This window comes from Streptomyces sp. NPDC091280 (assembly GCF_044768565.1).
GTDB lineage: Bacteria > Actinomycetota > Actinomycetes > Streptomycetales > Streptomycetaceae > Streptomyces.
The window spans coordinates 1,198,718-1,219,105 of the sequence record NZ_JBIVUZ010000001.1 but is presented as its reverse complement, the minus strand read 5'-3'; the positions used below and the strand labels follow the sequence as shown (position 1 = coordinate 1,219,105).

The window sequence follows — 20,388 nt, the reverse complement described above, 5'->3', positions numbered from 1 at the left end:
CTCAGCTCTCCGCGAGCAGCTCGTCCGCGTCCATGATCCGGTACGCGTAGCCCTGTTCCGCCAGGAAGCGCTGGCGGTGCGCGGCGAAGTCCTGGTCGATCGTGTCCCGGGCGACGACCGAGTAGAAGTGGGCCTGATGCCCGTCGGCCTTCGGCCGCAGCACCCGCCCGAGCCGCTGGGCCTCCTCCTGGCGCGAGCCGAACGTACCCGAGACCTGGATTGCCACGGTCGCCTCCGGCAGGTCGATGGAGAAGTTGGCGACCTTGGAGACGACCAGCACGCTGATCTCGCCCTCACGGAAGGCGCCGAACAGCTTCTCGCGCTGCGCGTTGGACGTCTCGCCCTTGATCACCGGCGCGTTCAAGTGCTCGCCCAGCTCGTCGAGTTGATCGATGTACTGCCCGATGACGAGGATCTGCTGACCGGCGAACCGGCGCACGATCGCCTCCGTGACCTTCCGCTTCGTCGCGGTCGTCGCACAGAAGCGGTACTTCTCCTCCGCCTCGGCGGTGGCGTACGCCAGCCGCTCGGAGTCCGTGAGGTTGACGCGCACCTCCACGCAGTCGGCGGGCGCGATGTAGCCCTGCGCCTCGATCTCCTTCCACGGCGCGTCGAACCGCTTCGGCCCGATGAGCGAGAACACGTCCGACTCCCGGCCGTCCTCCCGCACGAGGGTCGCCGTCAGCCCCAGCCGCCGCCGGGCTTGCAGATCCGCGGTGAACTTGAAGACGGGCGCGGGCAGCAGATGCACCTCGTCGTAGAGGATGAGGCCCCAGTCGCGGGAGTCGAAGAGTTCCAGGTGCGGGTAGATCCCCTTCCGCCTGGTCGTCAGCACCTGGTACGTGGCGATGGTGACCGGCCGGATCTCCTTCCGGGTCCCGCTGTACTCGCCGATCTCGTCCTCGGTCAGGGAGGTCCGCTTGATCAGCTCGTGCTTCCACTGCCGGGCGGAGACGGTGTTGGTGACGAGGATGAGCGTCGTCGACTTGGCCTGCGCCATGGCCCCCGCGCCGACCAGGGTCTTCCCCGCCCCGCAGGGCAGCACGACGACACCGCTGCCACCGTGCCAGAAGTTCTCCACGGCCTGCTTCTGGTACGGCCGCAGCGCCCACCCCTGCTCGTCCAGCTCGATCGGGTGCGCCTCGCCGTCGACGTACCCGGCGAGGTCCTCGGCCGGCCAGCCCAGCTTCAGCAGCACCTGCTTGATCTGGCCGCGCTCGGAAGGATGCACGGCCACGGTGTCGGGGTCGAGCCGGCTGCCGACCAGCGGGGCGATCCGCTTCGAGCGCAGGATCTCCTCCAGCACCGGCCGGTCGGTGGTGGTCAGCACGAGCCCGTGCGCCGGATGCTTGCTGAGCGTCAGCCGCCCGTAACGGTCCATCGTCTCGGCGATGTCGACCAGCAGCGCGTGCGGCACGGGGTACCGGCTGTACTCGACGAGCGCGTCCACGACCTGCTCGGCGTCGTGCCCGGCGGCCCGCGCGTTCCACAGCCCGAGCGGTGTCACCCGATAGGTGTGGATGTGCTCGGGCGCCCGCTCCAACTCGGCGAACGGCGCGATGGCCCGCCGACAGTCGTCGGCGCGCTCGTGATCGACCTCAAGGAGGAGGGTCTTGTCGGACTGGACGATGAGGGGGCCATTCACGTACGTACACATCCCTTCCGCACGGCCAAACGTCCAGTGTGCACTACCGGCCGGTGATCACGGTCGGCTCTGCGAGGGTGGGGGCCATGGGAGAACTGGTGGACCGGGTGGACGAACAGGACCGGGTCGTCGGGACCGCGGACCGGGGCGAGGCCATCGCGCGGCACTGGCTGCACCGGGTCGCGACGACCGTCTGCCGGGACGGGGAGGGCCGGATCCTGGTGCACCGGCGGGCGGCGGGCATGTCCCGGTTCCCGGGGCAGTACAACTTCCTGGTGGGTGGTGCCGCGGAGGTCGGGGAGTCCTACGAGGAGGCGGCGGCCCGTGAACTCACCGAGGAACTCGGGGTGGTGGCACCGGTCCGGTTCGTCTTCAAGTACCTGTGCCGGGGCGCGATCAGCCCGTACTGGATGGGTGTCCACGAAGCGGTCGTCGGTGGGGACATCACGCCCGACCCGGACGAGATCTCCTGGTACGCGTGGGTCACGGAGGACGAGCTGCGGGCGAGGGCCGGGCGTCCGACGTTCGTGGCGGACTCGGTCGAGGCGCTGGACCGCTACCTGGACCGCCGCCCCGACCACGACCTGGGCCGCCGTCCGGACCGAGGCGGGCCTATTCCGCCAGCTCCGCGACCCCCGTCACCCGGTGCAGCGGATACGTCCGGACCTCGTCCGCCGTGTGGTCGTAGGCCGTGACGAAGCCGCCCTCGACGCGGATGGGGGCGATGACGCGCTGGCTGGCGGAGCCCTCGGCGTTGACGTAGCCGATCCAGAGGGTGGTGCCGGTGAGGACGGCGGCCTGCATGGTGGCGAGGGTCTCGGCGGGGCCGGTGCGGGGGAGTTCACCGGCCGGGGCCGGGGTCGTCGACGGTTTCAGCGGGGTGGTCGAGGCGCGGTCGCCCGCCCTGATCGCGCGGATCGCCGCCGAGAGGAGGGTCGTGTCCGGGGTGGGCGGGCCGTCCGGTACCGGCTCCGGAGCCGTGCGCGGCGGGGTGCGGTGGGCGTGGGCGCGGGTGATGACGACATCGCCGTCCGCGGACTCGGCGGCCGGGGCGAAGCCCAGCGCGCGCAGACCGTCGAGGAGGGTCGCCGGATCGGCCTGCGCGGCGAGCACGGTCGGCGCGAGGCGCCGCAGCCGCAGGCCCGCCGAGCGTTTGTCCGCGAGGATCTCGCTGAGCACCGTGTCGTCGTCGCACCGCACGTACGCCGAGGCCGCGCCGATCCGCAGATGGCCGTGTCTGCGGGCCACGTCGTCGATCAGATAGGCGAGGGGCTGCGGGACCGGCGTACGGGAGTGCGCGGTGAGGAAGGCGTGCAGGTCGGAGGCGGAGCGGCCCGCGTCCAGGGCGCGGCGCACCGAACCCGGGGTGAAGCGGTAGACCGTCGCCCCGCCCTTCGACTCCACGTCGGCGAGCACGTCCAGCACATCGGCGAGCGGGCGTTGCAAGGGGCCGGGGGCCACCGCCGTCAGGTCCGCCTGGAGCAGCACGTGGTCCAGCGGCTCGGGGAGGAGCGGGGCGAGCAGCCGGGCGGCGGTGGCGCTCGCCGCGGCCTGCTCGGCGGGGGAGAGCGGTTCGGGGGGAGCGGGCGGCCGGTGGTGGTGGACGGGAAGCTTGTCACCGGGTCCGGCCGGAGGCGTGGGCTCGGCGGGGCCGACAGGGGCCGCAGGGTAGGCGGGGGCCAGAGGGTTGGCGGAGGACGCGGGGTCGGCGGGGGCCACAGGGCTGGCGGCAGTCGTCGCGCCCCGGGCGCCCAGCAGCGCGCGACCCTGTCCCGACAGGGCTCCGCGGCCCGTCACCCCGAGCAGTTCCGCCTCCTCCAGCGTCCACCGGGCCAGCCGGCTGCGCAGGTCCTCGTCGGACTGCGGCGCCGCACCGCCCGTCCCCCGCACCGGCCGCTCCCAGCGCAGCCGCGCCAGCACCGACTCGGCGGACGGCGAGGCGCCCTCGGGCAGGGCGGCGAGCAGGCCCAGCACCCGGTGCCGTACCTCCGGGGCGGCCGAACGGTCCAGGCCGGGGCCCAGCGCCGACAGCGTGCGCTCCTTCGCGTCCCGGCCGCCCACCAGCCCGGACGTGCGGGTCGCCGTCAGCCAGGTCTCGGCCAGGTGCGTCCAGCGCCGCGCGGCGGGCCGCTCCAGCCACTCGTCGTAGGCCGGGGTCGCCGCATACCGTTCGTCGGCCTCGCCGTCGGACGCCAACAGGCCCGCCGCGTAAGCGAGTTCGACCCAGAACGCGGCGACCGGCTCCGCCAGGTCCAGCGCGACGGCGGTCCGCTTCAGATCGCGGATGCTGAGGCCACCGGCCCGCAGCACGCTCGGCCCGCCCTCGTCCCAGTCCTTCAGCAGCTCCTCGACCGTCGCCAGCGCCGTGTACGCCTGCCCGGCCGCCGCCGCGTCCACCACCCGCGGCCGGTGCGTCGCCCTCGCCTCGACCGGAGGCGCCACCGGCTCCGTCTCCCGGTGCGCCCGCCCGGCCCGCAGATGCAGGGCCACCTCACGCGGCAGTACGACCGTGCCGGGCGCCGTCGGCAGCAGCAGCCCCCGGTCGATCAGCCAGCGCAGCCGGGCCGCCGGCTCGGCCGTCACCTGCCCGTACGGCGGCCCCCACACCAGCCGGTTCAACACCTCCACGGAGTCTCCGGGGGCACCGGCCAGCAGCGCCTTCATCCGCCGCCGGGCCGTGAACAGCTTGGTGAGCGCGGCCACCGCCGACACCGGGTCATGGGTGGACGGCAGCCCCGCCGCCGTCACGATCTCCTGGATCCGGCCCGGCGACATCCCCGCCGTGGCCTCCGCGACCGTAGGACCCAGGCCGGTCGGCGACGGATGCTGCGGCGCGGGCGCCAGCAGCTCACGGGCCGTCCGCACCAGCCGCAGCCGGTCCTCCGCACCCCACACCAGCGCCTGCTCGCGCAGTACCGCGACGGCGCGCGGCAGCGCGTTCACCACCGCCGGATCGCGCGCGTCGCCCGCCATCAGCCCCAGCAACTCGTCGTACGACGCCGGGTCCGCCGCCACGGCCAGCGCCTGCGCCGCCTGCAACGTGAAACGGTCCAGCCGCTCCAGCGCCCGCACCACCGAAGCGCGCGTGCCGGCCCTGGTCGCGAGCTGGGTGAGGTCGGTCGGCACGGGCGTGATGAGGTCGGGGCGGCTGCGCAGCAGCGCGGCCAGGGAGGCGTCGTCCCTGGTTCGGAGTGCCTCCGCGAGCGAACGGGGCGGTGTGGCCGGAGTGCTCATCCGACCCACGGTAGCGGGTGGGTGCGACGGTGGGGGAGCGCGGACGACGTGAGGTTCCCGGCACCGGGCCCGCTGGCGGTAACGTCTGTCACCACGGGGTATCCAACGCACCCGCCCCGGAGGGGACTTCGTGGGTATCGAGAGCGACCAGGTCGTCTACGAGTATCTGAGCCGCGTCGGCGACGTGGCGCAGCAACGCCAGCTGCCCTCGGTCGCCCGGATGCGGCTGGTGTCGGAGCTGCGCAACGAGATCGACCGGCGCCGTGCCGGAGCCGCCGCCGACACCCCCGCCGCCGTCCAGCGCATCCTGAAGGCCCTCGGCACCCCGGACGAGGTCGTCGCCGCGGCCGGTACCGGCGCCGGTGTCCCCCTCGCGCCGTCCGCGTCCGTCCCCGTGCAGCGCGACCACGAGGACGACCTGCGGCCCAAGGGCCTGCGCCGGGTCGTACCGCGTCCGCGGCCCGCCAAGGCCGCGCCCGCGCCGGAACCCGACAGCGGCGCCGCCCCGCCGCACCTCGCGAGCGCGGCCGAACTCGGGGACAGCGTGCTGCGGCCCGACTGGTGGCGGGTGGAGAGCGGCGGCGACGGCAACGGCAACGGGTTCGCGCTCGGCGACAGCGTGCCCGGTTTCACCGGTGGCGTGGAGATCCCCGAACTCCTCAAGCCCCCGCCGCCCAAGGAGACTTCCAAAGAGGTTCCCAAGGAGACGCCGGAGGAGCCGGTGGCCGCACCGGCCGTCGAGCAGGCGCCCGAAGCCCCCGCCCGCCGCCGCCGAGTGGTCCCCCGCCTGCCCACCGGAGGCTGGTCCAACCCGCTCCTCCTGATCGCCGCCGCACTCCTCGTCGTCGGCGCGGTGCTCGGCAACTGGTTCGCGCTGCTGCTGGGTTGGCTCATCGCGTACGCCTCGCGGCGGCTGACCGACGCGGAGACGAAGTGGGCGGTGATCGGGATGCCTACGGCGGCCGTCGTGGCCGGGATCGTCTGGCTCTGGGGCCGCAACGACGGCCGCTGGGGCACCCCCGTCGCCCAGGGCCACATGAACGACGCGATCTCCCAGACCTGGCCGTGGGTGGTGCGGGGCGCGGCCGTCGCGTCGGCGCTGTTCCTGGTGTGGCGCTCACAGCGACGACGGTGACGGTCGCGGGCCCTGGTCCCTGGAACCTGTGGCCTGGGCCCTGGGCACAATGGCCCATATGACCTCGCGCGCTCAGCACCCCGCCCCGCAGGCTTCGCCCACTCCGCACACTCCGCCCACTCCGCCCGCCCCGACGGTCGGTTTCGACCTCGACATGACCCTCATCGACTCCCGGCCCGGTATCCACGCCTGCTACCTGGCACTGGCGGAGCGGACGGGCACGTACATCGACGCCGATCTGGCGGTCACCCGGCTCGGCCCACCGCTCGCCGACGAGCTGATCAACTGGTTCCCGGCGGACCGGGTGCCCGCCATGTCCGACCTGTACCGCGAGATGTACCCGTCGATCGCCGTCGCCGCGACCCCCGCGATGCCCGGTGCCCGCGAGGCGATGGCGGCCGTGCGGGCGGCCGGTGGGCGGGCGGTCGTCGTCACCGCGAAGTACGAGCCCAACGCCAAGCTGCACCTCGCGCACCTCGGCATCGACGCCGACGCGGTGATCGGCGACCTGTGGGCCGAACAGAAGGCGGAGGCGCTGCGCGAGGAGGGCGCGAGCGTCTACGTCGGCGACCACGTCGGGGACGTGCGCGGCGCGCGGGCCGCCGGTGCCCTGTCGGTCGCGGTGGCGACCGGGCCGTGCGACGAGGAGGAGTTGCGGACGGCCGGTGCGGATGTCGTGCTCGGCGCTCTCACCGAGTTCCCGCGATGGCTTTCGGACTACCTCGTGACACGCGCCTGACGGCGGCCGGCGGCCACGGACCGCAGTACTCCGGCGGCGGCGAGCAGGAATCCGACGCCCATGAGCATGCTCAAGAGGTACATGTATGTCGGAAAAGGCGTCGTATGGAGCAGCAGCGGTACCACGGTGACGAGTGTGGCCACCGCACCGACGAAGAAGACGATGGCACCGGCACGGATCAGTCGGTCACCGGCCACGGCGGAATTCGTTTGGGTTTTGTCACGCACTCGACCAGGGTAGTTCCCTGCGCACAGGAACAGTCCGGCGACGTCTTGTCACCGGCCTGAAGACCATTAGCCTTGGTACCGGCAGTTCCCCAGTGTTTTCCGAGCAGTTTTCCGACGAGTACGAGGACGAGGACAGACGTGCCCACCGGCAAGGTCAAGTGGTTCAACAGCGAGAAGGGCTTCGGCTTTCTCTCCCGCGACGACGGCGGCGACGTCTTCGTCCATTCCTCGGTACTGCCCGCCGGAGTTGACGTGCTGAAGCCCGGACAGCGCGTGGAGTTCGGGGTCGTCGCCGGTCAGCGCGGTGACCAGGCACTTTCGGTCACGCTGCTCGACCCGACCCCCTCGGTCGCGGCGGCGCAGCGCAAGAAGCCGGACGAACTGGCCTCCATCGTCCAGGATTTGACGACCCTTCTCGAAAACATCACCCCGATGCTGGAGAAGGGCCGCTACCCCGACAAGGCCTCCGGCGGCAAGATCGCGGGCCTGCTGCGCGCGGTCGCCGACCAGTTGGACGTATAGCCGCGACACCGCACGACGGCGCACCGCACGACATCGCACCGCACGACTCCGCACCGCATCCCACCGCCCCTTCCGGCTACGGGAATTCGAGCGAATCCGGTCCGAGGGGCGGCACCAGCCCCTCGGCCGCCGCACGCGTCAACAGCCCCCGGATCGCGGCAAGTCCGTCCACGCCGAGGTCGGCGGTGAACTCGTTGACGTAGAGGCCGATGTGCTGGTCGGCGACGGACGGGTCCATCTCCTGGGCGTGGGCCATGACGTACGGGCGGGAGGCCTCCGGGTCGTCCCAGGCGGCGCGCACGGACGTGCGGATGGAGTCGGCGAGCAGGGTCAACCGCTCGGCGCCCAGGGACCGTTTGGCGATGATCGCGCCCAGCGGGATCGGCAGACCGGTGGTCGCCTCCCAGTGCTCGCCCATGTCCGCGAGCTTGTGCAGCCCGTAGTTCTGATAGGTGAAGCGGGCCTCGTGGATGACGAGCCCCGCGTCGACCTTCCCGTCCCGCACGGCCGGCATGATCTCGTGGAACGGCATGACGACGATCTCGCCCACCCCGCCCGGGACCGTGTCCGCCGCCCAGAGCCGGAACAGCAGATACGCCGTCGACCGCTCGCCCGGCACCGCGACCGTACGGCCGGTGAGGTCCGTGTCCGCGTCCCGGGTGAGGACCAGCGGCCCGCAGCCCCGCCCCAGCGCGCCCCCGCAGGGCAGCAGCGCGTACGTGTCGAGGACGTACGGCAGCACGGCGTACGACACCTTCAGGACGTCCAGCTCGCCTCGCTCGGCCATGCCGTTGGTGATGTCGATGTCCGCGAAGGTCACGTCCAGCGCGGGCGCGCCCGGCACCCGGCCGTGCGCGAGGGCGTCGAAGACGAAGGTGTCGTTGGGGCAGGGGGAGTAGGCGATGCGCAGCGGCTGCTCAGTGGTCATGCGGGTTCCAACTCTCCAGTACGGGCGCGCACTTCCCGAAGCCCTCGGTCAGGGCGGCGAGCGCGTCGCCGATGCGCCAGGCGGCGCGGTCGCGCGGGCCCACGGGGTTGGAGACCGCGCGCAGTTCCAGGACGGGGACGCCGTGGACGGCGGCGGCCTCGGCGACGCCGAAGCCCTCCATCGCCTCCGCGAGGGCCCGGGGGTGGCGGGCGCGGAGTTCGGCGGCACGGGCGGCCGTACCGGTCACCGTGGACACGGTCAGTACGGTGCCGGGGCGGGCGCCGCTCGCGGTCGCGATTGCTCGTACGAGTGCGGCGGGCGGGCGGTGGGTGACCGCGCCGAAGCCGAGTTCGGTGACCGGGAGGAACCCTTCGGGGGTCTGGGCGCCCAGGTCGGCGACGGTGATCTCGTCGGCGACCACCAGGGAGGCGACGGGCGCCTCGGGCTGGAAGCCGCCGCCGATCCCGGCCGACACGACGAGGTCGTAGGGGACGCGGGCGAGCGCGGTCGCGGTGCCGGCGGCAGCGGCGGCCGGACCCACCCCTACGGCGGTGACGGTGATCCGGTCACCGGTCAACGCCCGCGCCACCGCGTCCCGTTCGGCCGGGACGGCGGTGGCGACGAGGACGCGGGGGGACGACGTGGTCAGGAGTCCTTCTTGAACTTGAAGGACCAGATGCCCTTGACCGTCTTGTCGCCCTCCTTGATGGAGACGACGGTCGAGTTGCCGGTCGCGCCGTACTGGGTGTTGAAGAACACGCTGCCCGGGATGGTCCGGTAGGTCTTCTTGCTGGAGTCGGTCAGCGGCTGACCGTTCATCAGGATCGTCCAGCCGTTGTCGGCGATCTTCGGGTCGACACCGAAGCGCACCGTCTCGTCCGGGTCGACCGAGATCGAGGTGGAGGCCTTGAGGCACTTCGGCAGGTCCGCGGTCTTCACCGCGTCGCCGTCGTTGTAGCAGGTGGCCTCCGTGTGGACCGAGTTCCTCCCGACGGTGATCGTCGAGATCGGCGTCGGCTTGTCGCACGCCGACAGGACGAGCAGTCCGGCGGAAACGGCGCCGGCGGCGGCGACGGCGCGGCGGCGTCGCACAGCGGATTGCATGGTCATGGGGCGAAGGCTATCGGGCCCGTCCAGTCCTCCCCCCACGTGGGGTGCGGCGTGCCGGGCCGGGGGGCGCGGGTTAGGCCACTCGCGGGCGTCCGCCGCCGGGCCGGGGTGACACGGGTCAGGCCACCCGGGGGCGTCCGCCGCTCCCGTGCCGGGCCGAGGCGAGCAGTCCGCGCAGGGTGGTCAGCCAGCCCAGGGCGATGACCGCGGCGGCCAGGGTGAGGCCGAGGGCGCCGTTCAGGGGCATCACGATGCCGATCGCGCCGCCCAGCACCCAGGCCATCTGGAGCATCGTCTCCGAGCGCGCGAACGCCGAGGTCCGCACCAGCTCGGGCACGTCCCGCTGGATCAGGGCGTCCAGCGACAGCTTGGCCAGGGCCTGGCAGAACCCGGCCGTGGCCGCGAGGCACGCCACCAGCACGGCGCCGAAGAAGATCGCGGCCGTGATCGCCGCACCGAGCACCAGCGCGACCACCGTCACGATGATGATCTCCGGTGCCCGCTGCCGCAGCCAGGACCCGACCGCCGTACCGAGCGCGTTGCCGACGCCCGCCGAGACGGCGACTATGCCCAGCGACACGGCCGCGCTCTGCCCGGTCATCGGATGCTCGCGCAGCAGGAACGCGAGGAAGAAGGTCAGGAAGCCGGACAGCCAGCGCAGCGCCGCGTTGGCGCCGAGCGCGTGCGTGACGGCGATGCCGACCGTGCGCAGCCCGGGACGCTTGACCTCCTTGGGATGCGGCCCGTGCAGATGGTTCTCGTCGGCGGCGAGCAGCGCCGTGTCCTCGCCCTTGGCCGAGTCGACCTTGGGGTCCAGGAAGAAGCACAGGACCGTACCCGCCACGAAGATCACGAAGGCGCCGTAGAGCGGCCAGGGGTCACCGATGGCATGCAGCCCGCCCGCGATCGGGGCGGCCACACCGGTGGCGAGGAGCCCGGCGAGGGTGACCCGCGAATTCGCCTTCACCAGCGAGATGCGGGGCGGCAGCAGCCGGGGCACCACGGCGCTTCTGACGACGCCGTACGCCTTCGAGGCGACCAGGGCACCCAGGGCGGCCGGATACAGCTCCAGGCTGCCGCTGGCGACCGCGCCGGAGATGATCAGCGCGAGGAGGGCGCGGGCCAGCATCGCGGCGGCCATCGCCGCGCGGCGGCCGTGCGGGAGCTTGTCGAGGAGGGGCCCGATCACCGGGGCCAGGACCGTGAAGGGCGCCATGGTGATCGCGAGGTACAGGGCGACCCGGCCCCGCGCCTCGTCGGTCGGTACGGAGAAGAAGACGGTCGACGCGAGGGCGACGGTGATCATGACGTCGCCGGCGCCGTTGACCGCGTGCAGCTCGATCAGCCGGCCGAGGCCCGACTCGCCCGCGCCGTGCGCGTGGGTCGCCTTGCGGATGCCCCGGGCGGTACCGGTGACGGGGAAGTGCAGGGCACGACCCATCGCACGGACGGAACCGCCGACCCGGCCCGAACCGCCACCTCGGATGTTCCCCTTGGCGCCACCGACACCGGTGGCACCTTGGGGCGACCTCGCGGCTGCCACCCCGTCATAGTGCCCCGAGAATGGCGCGAGTAGTGCCGTTACCGCACGTATGGCGGCCTCCTGAGATGGATTCAGTGCCGTTGCACAGGTCTCCGGACGGCCCTTCCACAGGTCTCCGGACGGCCGCCGCGCACCGCCCGGGAGAACGTCGGTGTGGGCGCACGGCCCGGGAGCAGGTAGCGTGCGTAGCGCGCCGTGGCGATTGTTCTCGGCCGCGCGCCTCTCGGCCATCCCGCAGAATGGATGGTGTAGGCGCGCCCGAGCGCGATCGGGCGCGGACGTCGACGCGGCCCTCAACCAGTGCCCCCAAGGGTTTGGTACATGTCTTCCAGCCGCTCCGTCCGCTCCCTTCGCCACGACAGGCGCACCCGTGAGACGGCGTAGGAGAGAAGCGATACCTGTGAGCGCAGCGACCACGCGAAGCCGCACCCCCGACCGCCTGTGCGCCGAGGCCGTCGACCTCGCCCGTGCCGCAGCCGAGGAGGCCGCCGCGCCCGGCGTGGTCGGCGAGCACGCGGGCTTCGAATCCGAGGGCGACCGTGTGGTCACGCACTTCTTCGAGTGCAAGGAGTTCGGCTACCGGGGCTGGCGCTGGGCGGTGACGGTCGCGAGGGCGTCCCGCGCGAAGCTCGTCACCCTGGACGAGGTCGTCCTCCTGCCCGGCCCCGACTCGCTCCTCGCCCCCGAGTGGGTCCCGTGGAGCGAACGCCTGCGCCCCGGCGACATGGGCCCCGGCGACCTTCTCCCCACGGACGCCGAGGATCTGCGCCTGGAGCCCGGCTACAGCGGCGAGGACGAGCCGCCGCCGAACTCGGCGGTCTCCGAGGAGATGGCGGAACTGGCCGAGGCGGAGGACGCGGAGGTGACGGCGGGCGCCCCCGCCGCCCTCCCGCCGGCCCCCTCCCGGGGCTCGATCGCCGCGGTGGCGGAGGAACTGGGCATCCGCCGCGCCCGGGTCCTCTCCCGCTACGGCCTGCACGTCGCCGCCGACCGCTGGGAGGACGGCTACGGCTCCAAGACCCCCATGGCCCAGGCGGCCCCCGCGGCCTGCGTCAGCTGCGGCTTCCTGGTCGCCGTGGGCGGCTCCCTGGGCCAGGCCTTCGGCGTCTGCGCCAACGAGTTCTCCCCGGCCGACGGCCACGTGGTGTCCTTGTCCTACGGCTGCGGCGGCCACTCGGAGGCAGCCGTCATGCCCAAACCGCCCCAGCCCCCGGCCCCGGTGATCGACGAGACGAAAGTCGACCCCTTCCCGCTCCGCCCCCCGGCGGACTCGGGTTCGGTCCCGGCGGGCGCGGACGAGGAAACGGCGGAGCTGGGGCATTCGTAACGCTCCGGGCCCTACCCGTGCAGCGCGCGGGTAGCCCCCATGCTTGGCTCGCCCGATGAACGAGTTGAACGAGTTGAACGAGTTGAACGAGTTGAATCTTCTGCTCACGGCGAGCGGCCTGCGCAACGAGACGCTGCGGGAAGCCCTCCGGGACATGCTGGGCAAGCCGTTCGGGGCGGCGAACGTCGTGTTCGTCCCCACGGCGTCCCTCGCCGAACCCGGCGACCACACCTGGCTGGTCGACGACATGAACCGGCTGCACGGCCTGGGCTGGCGGGAGTTCGACGTCCTGGAGCTCAACGGCCTGCCCAGGCAGCTGGTGCTGGACCGGCTGCTCCACGCCGACGTCGTCTACGTCGAGGGCGGCAACCACTACCACCTCGCCCGCAGCATCACCGGCAACGGCCTGGCCGAGGGCTTCCTGAAGGCACTGGAGAGCCGGGTCTACGTCGGCGTCAGCGCCGGATCGATGATCTTCAGCCGCAACCTCACCGAGCACTCCGCCGACGTCATCGGCGACACCGCCGACCTCCACCTCCTCGGCGCGACCACAGTGCAGCCGCCGTTCGCCCTCTTCGACTGGTACCTCAAACCCCACCTCCACTCACCGGACTTCCCCGAGCGGGACGACGCCTGGGCCGACCGCATCACCGAACGCGCCGACTTCCCGCTCTACTTCATCGACGACGACACAGCCATCCGCGTAAGGGGCGACGAAACAGACGTGGTCTCCGAAGGCCGCTGGAGATTCCACCCGTAGCAACGCAGCACGAGAAGCACCATGCACCCGCAGCCGCACGACGGACGGGAGCGGGTCGTGGCGGTACGGCGAGCCCGCCGCTTAGCTGGTCCCCACGCCGTCCACCCGACAACCGACAGAGGGGCGCGACCGCGGCGGGCTCGCCGTACCGCCACGACCCCGACACCCCCACCGCCCCGCCCGACCCCCACCGCTCGCGGCCGAAAACACGGCAGCCACGTCCGCGCGGTACCTTCATCGCGACGCCGATGAGGAGAGTGAACGTACGTGAGCAAGTTCGTGCGGCCCGCCGCCGAGGGTGCCGATCCGTTCGGGACCGCCCGTCTGCGGCGCGGGGTGCTCGACGCCTGGGCGACCAGCCCGGCGCGGTTCCGGGAGGACGCCAACGCCGAGGAGGACCTCGTCCTCGGCGGCTACCGCGACCGCCTGGTCGTGGAGCTCGCGCAGAACGCCGCCGACGCCGCCGCCCGAGCCGGCGTGGCCGGCCGCCTCCGGCTCACCCTCCGCGACGGCGTCCTGTGCGCCGCCAACACCGGCGCCCCCCTCGACGCCGCCGGTGTCGAATCGCTCTCCACCCTCCGCGCCTCCGCGAAACGCGACGCGGGCGACAGCGCCGTAGGACGCTTCGGCGTCGGGTTCGCGGCCGTCGTCGCCGTGACCGACGAACCCGCCCTCGTGGGACGGCACGGCGGTGTCCGCTGGTCCCTCGCCGAGGCCCGCGACCTGGCCGAGGAGACCGCCCGGCACAGCCCGGGCCTCGGCACCGAGATCCGCCGCCGCGACGGCCACATCCCGCTCCTGCGGCTCCCGTTCGCCGCCGTGGGCAGCGCCCCCGACTCCTACGACACGGTCGTCATCCTCCCGCTGCGCGACACCGCCGCCGAGGACCTCGCCGAACGCCTCCTGGGCGCAGTCGACGACGCCCTGCTGCTGGCTCTGCCGGGGCTGGTGGAGGTCGTGATCGAGGTGGGGGACCAGGCCCCGCGCAGCCTGACCCGCCGCACGGTCGGCGCCGACACCGTCGTGGACGACAGCCGCGAGGGAACCACCCGTTGGCGGACGATCGACGCGCACGGCGAACTCGCCCAGGAACTCCTCGCCGACCGCCCGGTCGAGGAGCGGCTGCGGCCCCAGTGGTCCGTCACCTGGGCCGTCCCCGTGGACGCCGACGGCACCCCGGCCCGCCCCCGCACCAGCCCCGTCGTGCACGCGCCGACGCCCAGCGACGAACCCCTCGGCGTCCCCGCGCTGCTGATCGCGTCGCTCCCGCTGGACACCACCCGCCGCCACGCGGCCCCCGGCCCGCTGACCGACTTCGTGGTGGAGCGCGCGGCGGACGCCTACGTCGAACTCCTCGCCGCCTGGCGCCCGGTGACCGCAGGCGTCATCGATCTCGTCCCCGGCCCGCTGGCCAAGGGCGAGCTGGACGGCACCCTGCGCCAGGCCGTCCTGGAGCGGCTGCCGCGCACCGCCTTCCTCCCGCCCGCCGTCGAACCCGCCACCGACGACCCGGAGTTGCCCGAGGCGCTACGGCCCCGGGACGCCGAGATCGTCGAGGGCGCGGGCGCCGACACCGTGCGCGTCCTCGCCGAGGTGCTCCCCACGCTCCTGCCCGCCGGCCTCGAACGCCGCGTGGAACTGCGGACGTTGGGCGTCGCCCGGCTCCCGCTCGCCGACGCCGTCGACCGCCTGGCGGGCCTGGAGAAGGACCCCACCTGGTGGCGACGGCTCTACGACAGCCTCGCGGGCGTCGACCCCGACCGGCTGTCCGGCCTGCCGGTACCGCTCGCCGGGGGCACCCCCCAGGCGTTCGGAGCCACGGGAACACGTACGACCATCGGACCCCGGCAGGTCCTCCTGCCCACCCCGGACTCCGCGCAGGTCGCCCCCGAGGTCCTGGCCCGGCTCGGCCTCAAGGTCGTCCACCCGGACGCCGCGCACCCCCTGCTGGAGAAGCTCGGCGCGCTGCCCGCCACGCCCCGCGCGGTCCTCACCACCCCGCAGGTCCGGGCCGCCGTGGCCGCCTCCCTCGACGACGAGGGCGGCGCCGTGTGGGACGAACCGTCCCTGGACGCCGAGGAGTTGGCCGACACGGTCCTCGCCCTCGTCCGGGACGCGGACCTGGCGCCCGGCGACGAGCCCTGGCTCGGCGCGCTCGCCCTGCCCGACGAGGAGGGCGAACTCGTGCCGGCGGGCGAACTCGTCCTGCCCGGCAGCCCGTTCGCCGAAGTGATGCGGGAGGACGAACTCGCCTTCGTGGACGCGGAGTTGGCCGAACGCTGGGGCGAACAGCCGCTGGCCGCCTGCGGGGTCCTCGCCACCTTCGCCCTCGTCCGGGCCACCGACGTGGTCCTCGACCCGGACGAACTGGAGCCCCGCGACAGCGACTTCGCCGAACCCGACGACCCCGGCCTGCTGGACTCGGTGGACGTGTGGTCCGAGGACGTCCTCGACCGCTTCCCCGACACCCCCGTACCGCCCGTCGCGACGGAACTGGTGGCGGTCCGCGACCTGGACCTGGTGGACGACGACCGCTGGCCCCAGGCCCTCGCCCTCCTCGCCCAGCCGCCCCTGCGCGACGCGATCACCCAGCAGGTCCGCGTCCTGCTCCCCGACGGCTCCTACGAGGCCGTACGGCCCTACACCGCCTGGTGGTTGCGGGGGCACCCGGTGCTCGACGGCCGCCGCCCGGCCGGCCTCCTGGCGTCCGGCGGCGACCCGCTGCTGCGCGGCCTCTACGACGAGGCCGACGCGACCGGCTTCGACGACGAACAGGTGCTGCGCGCCCTGGGCGTGCGCACCTCGGTGGCCGCCCTCCTCGACGAACCCGGCGGCGCCGCCGAACTCCTGGACCGCCTGGCCGACCCGGACCGCGAGGTCACCGGAGCCCAACTGCACGCCCTCTACGGAGCGTTGGCCGACCTGGACCCCGAACAGGTCACCCTCCCCGACGACGTACGGGCCGTGGTCGACGGCGAGGTCACGGTCGTGGACGCGGCGGACGCGATGGTGGTCGACTCGCCCGACCTGCTCCCGTTCACCGCCGGCATCCCGCTCCTGCCCGTACGCCCGTCCCGGGCGGCCGAGTTGGCCGAACTCTTCCAGGTCCGCCGGCTCAGCGAGTCGGTGACGGGCTCGGTGGACTCCGAGGGCACCGAGCACGACGTGCCGGACTCCGTCCGTGTCCTGCTGGGCCCCCGCACCCCCGCGACCTACGTCGAGCACGAGGAACTCGTCGTCGACGGCGTCGAGATCGACTGGCGTCGGACACGGGACGGGGTGCTGCACGCCTCGACGCTGGAAGGCGTCGCCGCCGCCCTCGCCTGGGCGGCGGGCCAGTGGCCGCGCCGCTTCGAGGTGGCCGCCCTCCTGGAGGACCCGTCACGCACCGAGGAACTGGCCAGGGACCGCTGGTTCGACTGAGAAAACCTTGCCGAGTCGTACAACCATTGGTTCGACGGAAAAACCTTCCCGAGTCGTACAACCATTCCCATCCGTCACAGGTCTGTTCTGCCGGGCCAACTGGCCCCACGATCACTTCTGTAACTGGGGAACCCATGCGCATGCGTGCCACCCTCGGCGTCGTCACCGGCGCCCTGGCCCTGTCCGTCCTCGCCGTGCCTGCCGCGCAGGCCGACGAGGTCCAGGGCGACACCACGATCTCGGGGGTCGTGGTGAACGGCGGGAAGGCGGTCGTCGTCGGCGCGACCGCCAAGAAGACCATCACGGTCAGCTTCACGGTGAAGGACGCCTCGGGCGTCGGCTGGGCGCAGGCCATCCTGTACCACGGTGCCGACATCGACTCCTCCGACACCGGCGCCGTCGCCAACAGCAGCAACAACCGCGCCACCTGCACCACGGTCAACGCCACGACGTCGACCTGCAAGTCGACCTTCGACCTGGAGCCGGGCACCAACGTGTTCAACTTCGCGGCCGGCGGCTGGAAGGTCTGGGCCATCGCCACGGGCAAGGACAACGACTACGTCCAGAAGGACAACGCGAAGTCCTTCCAGGTCCAGCGCCTGTCCAAGCTCACGGTCGACGCCACCCCGGAGCCCGTGAAGAAGGGCAAGACCATCACGGTCACCGGCAAGCTCTCCCGCGCGAACTGGGACGCCGGCACGTACTCCGGCTACGCGACCCAGCCGGTCAAGCTCCAGTTCCGCAAGAAGAGCGCCAGCACCTACACCACGGTCAAGACCATCAAGACCAGCACCACCGGCGCCCTGAAGACCACCGTCAAGGCGACCGTCGACGGCTACTTCCGCTACAGCTTCGCGGGCACCTCGACCACCCCGGCGGTCAACGCCACGGGTGACTTCGTCGACGTGAAGTAAGCAGCGGCGTCACTGATCCGGTACGCGGCGGTCGACCAGTCTCCACACGAGCTCCAGGGCGACCGCCGCCACCGCCGCGATCCCCACCGCGACCCACGGCATCGTCACGCCCACCAGCTTCAGCGCGAAGAAGTGCTGGAGCCACGGCACGACCAGCACCACCACGAACGCGGCCCCCATCGAGGCCACCAGGGTGATCCGCCACCAGGTGTACGGCCGCGCGATGATCGCCAGCACCCACATCGAGATCAGGAACAGCGTCAGGGTCGCCGCACTGGTCTCCGCCCCCAACGACCCCTTCCCGGTGTAGTAGTGACGGGCGATCAGATACGTCACGAAGGTCGCCACCGCGGCGATCACCCCGCCCGGGATCGAGTACCGCATCACCCGCCGCACGAAGTGTGGCCGTGCCCGCTCCGTGTTGGGCGCCAGTGCCAGGAAGAACGCGGGGACACCGATCGTCAGGGTCGACAGCAGCGTCAAGTGCCGTGGCAGGAACGGGTATTCCACCCGCCAGCAGACCACCAGCACCGCCAGCAGCACCGAGTAGACGGTCTTGACGAGGAACAGCGTCGCCACCCGGGTGATGTTCCCGATGACCCGTCGCCCCTCGGCGACGACCGAGGGCAGCGTCGCGAAGCTGTTGTCGAGCAGCACGATCTGCGCGACCGCCCGGGTCGCCTCGGACCCCGAGCCCATCGACACCCCGATGTCGGCGTCCTTGAGGGCGAGCACGTCGTTGACGCCGTCCCCGGTCATCGCGACCGTGTGCCCGCGCGACTGCAAGGCCCCCACCATGTCCCGCTTCTGCTGCGGGGAGACCCGCCCGAACACCGTGCCCTCGTCCAGAGACTTCGCCATCTCCTCCTGTTCGGCCGGGAGTTGGCGCGCGTCCACGACCTGCCCGGTGAGCCCGAGCTTCCCGGCCACCGCCCCGACGGACACCGCGTTGTCCCCGGAGATGACCTTGGCCCGTACGTCCTGCTCGGCGAAGTAGCGCAGCGTCCTGGCCGCGTCGGGCCGCAACCGCTGCTCCAGGACGACCAGCGCGGTCGGCCGGGCGCTGCGGGCCACCTCGGGATCGTCCAGTTCGCCCGCGACCCGGGCCAGCAGCAGCACCCGTAGACCCTGTTCGTTGAGCCGTCCCGTCTCGGCCAGGGCGGGATCGTCCTCGGCCAGCAGCACGTCCGGCGCCCCGAGCAGCCAGGTGCTCGCCTCCCCGTCGCCCTCGCTGAAGGACGCCCCGCTGTACTTGCGCGCGGAGGAGAACGGCAGCGACTCCACGCACCGCCACTCCTCGCTGTCCGGGTAGGCGGCGATGATCGCCTGGAGCGACGCGTTGGGCCGCGGGTCCGACTCGCCGAGCGCGCCGAGGACTTTGCGTACGTACGCCTCGTCCGCCCCGCCGAGCGGACGCAGTTCGGTGACGTCCATGCCGCCCTCGGTGAGCGTGCCGGTCTTGTCGAGGCAGACCGTGTCGACGCGGGCGAGCCCCTCGATGGCCGGAAGTTCCTGGACGAGGCACTGTTTCCGGCCGAGCCGGATGACGCCGATCGCGAAGGCCACCGAGGTGAGCAGGACGAGCCCTTCCGGGACCATGGGCACGATCCCGCCGACCGTCCGGGCGATCGAGTCCTTGAACCCGTGCTGCTTCACGACGAGTTGGCTGATGACCAGGCCGATCGCGGTCGGGATCATCATCCACGTCACGTACTTGAGGATCGTGGAGATACCGGTGCGCAGCTCGGAGTGGACGAGCGTGAACCGCGAGGCCTCCTCGGCGAGTTGGGCGGCGTAGGCCTCGCGCCCCACCTTCGTCGCCTCGAACGCGCCACCGCCGGCGACCACGAAGCTCCCGGACATCACCGCGTCCCCGGGCCGTTTGACGACCGGGTCGGCCTCGCCGGTGAGCAGCGACTCGTCGATCTCCAGCCCGTCCGCCTCGACGCACTCCCCGTCGACCACGACCTTGTCGCCCGGCCCGATCTCGATGAGGTCGCCGAGCACGATCGCGGAGGTGCTGACCTCCACGGCGGCCCCGTCCCGCCGTACGGTCGGCTTCGCCTCGCCGATCACCGCGAGGGAGTCGAGGGTCTGCTTGGCCCGCCACTCCTGGATGATCCCGATCCCGGTGTTGGCGATGATCACGTACCCGAACAGGCTGTCCTGGAGCGGCGCCACGAACAGCATGATCAGCCAGAGCACGCCGATGATCGCGTTGAACCGGGTGAAGACGTTGGCGCGGACGATCTCGCCGAGGGAGCGGCTGCTGCGCACCGGGACGTCGTTGACCTCCCCGCGCGCCACCCGGTCGGCGACCTCGGCGGTGCTGAGTCCATGGGCCCGCCGTGCCGGAACGGGCACGGGGTGCACAGGGTCGAGTTCGGCGCCCGCGTCGGTGTGCGTCATGCATTCGACGGTACGTGCGGATTTACGGCTTCACCCGCCGAGTGCCCGGAAGATCCGACCAGGGGAGGAGCCGGGTAGTGCGTGGGTAGTACGGGCTATCCGGCGGACTCCGCCTCCGGTGCCGCCGCGCGCCTGATCGCCGCGTCCCGTCCCCGGACGTACCAGATGCCGATCAGTCCGAGCCCGGCCCCGGCCAGGCAGGTCCACAGCCACCACAGATGGCCGTGGTCGTCGAACCAGCCGTAGAAGGGGAGCTGTACCAGGAAGAGGACGAACCAGAGGATCGTGCCGCCGATGATGGTCGGGACGATCGGGCCCTCCAGGGGCTCCGGTGCCTCGTGTGTCGGTGTCCACTTCGCCATGCCCACAGCTTACGAGGCGACACGGGGAGCCCGGACGGGCGCGTGGTCTACGCGCGGAGATAGCGCCTGACGTCTTCATATGTTCATACTGAAACCGCTTCCCACTGTCC

At 72.4% G+C, this 20,388-nt stretch carries 17 protein-coding genes; 8 read left to right on the top strand and 9 right to left on the bottom strand.

What is annotated here, in order from left to right; all coding sequences use genetic code 11:
- Position 1: 1 nt before the first annotated feature.
- Positions 2-1,645, bottom strand: coding sequence for a DNA repair helicase XPB (locus ACIQPR_RS05625; protein WP_403642296.1), 1,644 nt, complete (start codon positions 1,643-1,645; stop codon positions 2-4).
- Between the two features lie 86 nt (positions 1,646-1,731).
- Between ACIQPR_RS05625 and ACIQPR_RS05620 the strand changes: the two genes are divergently transcribed.
- A complete protein-coding gene (locus ACIQPR_RS05620) occupies positions 1,732-2,340 on the top strand; it encodes an NUDIX hydrolase (RefSeq protein ID WP_403642294.1) in 609 nt (202 codons plus the stop codon).
- Here ACIQPR_RS05620 and ACIQPR_RS05615 read toward each other — a convergent pair.
- Positions 2,258-4,879 (bottom strand): helicase-associated domain-containing protein, encoded by a 2,622-nt coding sequence (locus tag ACIQPR_RS05615; protein WP_403642291.1) that lies wholly within the window; start codon positions 4,877-4,879, stop codon positions 2,258-2,260. The genes ACIQPR_RS05620 and ACIQPR_RS05615 overlap by 83 nt on opposite strands.
- 130 nt (positions 4,880-5,009) lie before the next feature.
- On the opposite strand from ACIQPR_RS05615, the gene ACIQPR_RS05610 reads away from it, so the two are divergent.
- Positions 5,010-6,014 (top strand): hypothetical protein, encoded by a 1,005-nt coding sequence (locus ACIQPR_RS05610; RefSeq protein ID WP_403642288.1) that lies wholly within the window; start codon positions 5,010-5,012, stop codon positions 6,012-6,014.
- 58 nt (positions 6,015-6,072) lie between these two features.
- Positions 6,073-6,753 (top strand): HAD family hydrolase, encoded by a 681-nt coding sequence (locus ACIQPR_RS05605; RefSeq protein WP_403642285.1) that lies wholly within the window; start codon positions 6,073-6,075, stop codon positions 6,751-6,753.
- Here ACIQPR_RS05605 and ACIQPR_RS05600 read toward each other — a convergent pair.
- Positions 6,732-6,980, bottom strand: a complete 249-nt coding sequence (locus ACIQPR_RS05600; RefSeq protein WP_399115492.1) for a hypothetical protein — start codon at positions 6,978-6,980, stop codon at positions 6,732-6,734. The two genes, ACIQPR_RS05605 and ACIQPR_RS05600, sit on opposite strands and share 22 nt — an antisense overlap.
- Before the next feature lie 138 nt (positions 6,981-7,118).
- Here ACIQPR_RS05600 and ACIQPR_RS05595 point away from each other — a divergent pair, with 138 nt between their 5' ends.
- Positions 7,119-7,502: a cold-shock protein gene (locus ACIQPR_RS05595; protein WP_355905913.1), complete on the top strand. Its 384-nt coding sequence runs from the start codon at positions 7,119-7,121 to the stop codon at positions 7,500-7,502.
- 76 nt (positions 7,503-7,578) lie between these two features.
- On the opposite strand, the gene ACIQPR_RS05590 is transcribed toward ACIQPR_RS05595, so the two are convergent.
- The 4 genes from ACIQPR_RS05590 to ACIQPR_RS05575 form a co-directional block, all read right to left on the bottom strand.
- On the bottom strand, positions 7,579-8,430 hold the full coding sequence (locus ACIQPR_RS05590) for a 1,4-dihydroxy-6-naphthoate synthase (protein ID WP_403642281.1): 852 nt from the start codon (positions 8,428-8,430) through the stop codon (positions 7,579-7,581).
- Entirely contained in the window at positions 8,420-9,106 is a 687-nt protein-coding gene (locus ACIQPR_RS05585; RefSeq protein ID WP_403642952.1) for a futalosine hydrolase, read from the bottom strand. The genes ACIQPR_RS05590 and ACIQPR_RS05585 overlap by 11 nt, the downstream gene beginning before the upstream one ends.
- Positions 9,076-9,540: a DUF2771 domain-containing protein gene (locus tag ACIQPR_RS05580; RefSeq protein WP_403642278.1), complete on the bottom strand. Its 465-nt coding sequence runs from the start codon at positions 9,538-9,540 to the stop codon at positions 9,076-9,078. The genes ACIQPR_RS05585 and ACIQPR_RS05580 overlap by 31 nt, the downstream gene beginning before the upstream one ends.
- A 118-nt stretch (positions 9,541-9,658) precedes the next feature.
- Entirely contained in the window at positions 9,659-11,083 is a 1,425-nt protein-coding gene (locus tag ACIQPR_RS05575; RefSeq protein ID WP_403642275.1) for an MFS transporter, read from the bottom strand.
- A gap of 400 nt (positions 11,084-11,483) precedes the next feature.
- Between ACIQPR_RS05575 and ACIQPR_RS05570 the strand changes: the two genes are divergently transcribed.
- From ACIQPR_RS05570 to ACIQPR_RS05555, 4 genes are all read left to right on the top strand, one after another.
- Entirely contained in the window at positions 11,484-12,410 is a 927-nt protein-coding gene (locus ACIQPR_RS05570; protein WP_403642273.1) for a DUF3027 domain-containing protein, read from the top strand.
- A gap of 91 nt (positions 12,411-12,501) precedes the next feature.
- Positions 12,502-13,170: a Type 1 glutamine amidotransferase-like domain-containing protein gene (locus ACIQPR_RS05565; RefSeq protein WP_403642949.1), complete on the top strand. Its 669-nt coding sequence runs from the start codon at positions 12,502-12,504 to the stop codon at positions 13,168-13,170.
- 267 nt (positions 13,171-13,437) lie between these two features.
- A complete protein-coding gene (locus tag ACIQPR_RS05560) occupies positions 13,438-16,593 on the top strand; it encodes a sacsin N-terminal ATP-binding-like domain-containing protein (protein ID WP_403642271.1) in 3,156 nt (1,051 codons plus the stop codon).
- A 134-nt stretch (positions 16,594-16,727) separates the two neighbouring features.
- Positions 16,728-17,507, top strand: a complete 780-nt coding sequence (locus ACIQPR_RS05555) for a calcium-binding protein (protein WP_403642269.1) — start codon at positions 16,728-16,730, stop codon at positions 17,505-17,507.
- Positions 17,508-17,516: 9 nt separating this feature from the next.
- On the opposite strand, the gene ACIQPR_RS05550 is transcribed toward ACIQPR_RS05555, so the two are convergent.
- Together ACIQPR_RS05550 and ACIQPR_RS05545 are read right to left on the bottom strand one after the other, a co-directional pair.
- Positions 17,517-19,916, bottom strand: a complete 2,400-nt coding sequence (locus ACIQPR_RS05550) for an HAD-IC family P-type ATPase (RefSeq protein ID WP_403642267.1) — start codon at positions 19,914-19,916, stop codon at positions 17,517-17,519.
- Between the two features lie 95 nt (positions 19,917-20,011).
- Entirely contained in the window at positions 20,012-20,278 is a 267-nt protein-coding gene (locus tag ACIQPR_RS05545; protein ID WP_403642264.1) for a DUF2530 domain-containing protein, read from the bottom strand.
- Positions 20,279-20,388: the final 110 nt, after the last annotated feature.

Bases quoted from the DNA above. Each gene is read 5' to 3' on its own strand.
- ACIQPR_RS05620 (WP_403642294.1), top strand. From the start codon at position 1,732: ATGGGAGAACTGGTGGACCGGGTGGACGAACAGGACCGGGTCGTCGGG.
- ACIQPR_RS05615 (WP_403642291.1), bottom strand. From the start codon at position 4,879: ATGAGCACTCCGGCCACACCGCCCCGTTCGCTCGCGGAGGCACTCCGA.
- ACIQPR_RS05605 (WP_403642285.1), top strand. From the start codon at position 6,073: ATGACCTCGCGCGCTCAGCACCCCGCCCCGCAGGCTTCGCCCACTCCG.
- ACIQPR_RS05590 (WP_403642281.1), bottom strand. From the start codon at position 8,430: ATGACCACTGAGCAGCCGCTGCGCATCGCCTACTCCCCCTGCCCCAAC.
- ACIQPR_RS05580 (WP_403642278.1), bottom strand. From the start codon at position 9,540: ATGACCATGCAATCCGCTGTGCGACGCCGCCGCGCCGTCGCCGCCGCC.
- ACIQPR_RS05555 (WP_403642269.1), top strand. From the start codon at position 16,728: ATGCGCATGCGTGCCACCCTCGGCGTCGTCACCGGCGCCCTGGCCCTG.
- ACIQPR_RS05550 (WP_403642267.1), bottom strand. From the start codon at position 19,916: ATGACGCACACCGACGCGGGCGCCGAACTCGACCCTGTGCACCCCGTG.
- ACIQPR_RS05545 (WP_403642264.1), bottom strand. From the start codon at position 20,278: ATGGCGAAGTGGACACCGACACACGAGGCACCGGAGCCCCTGGAGGGC.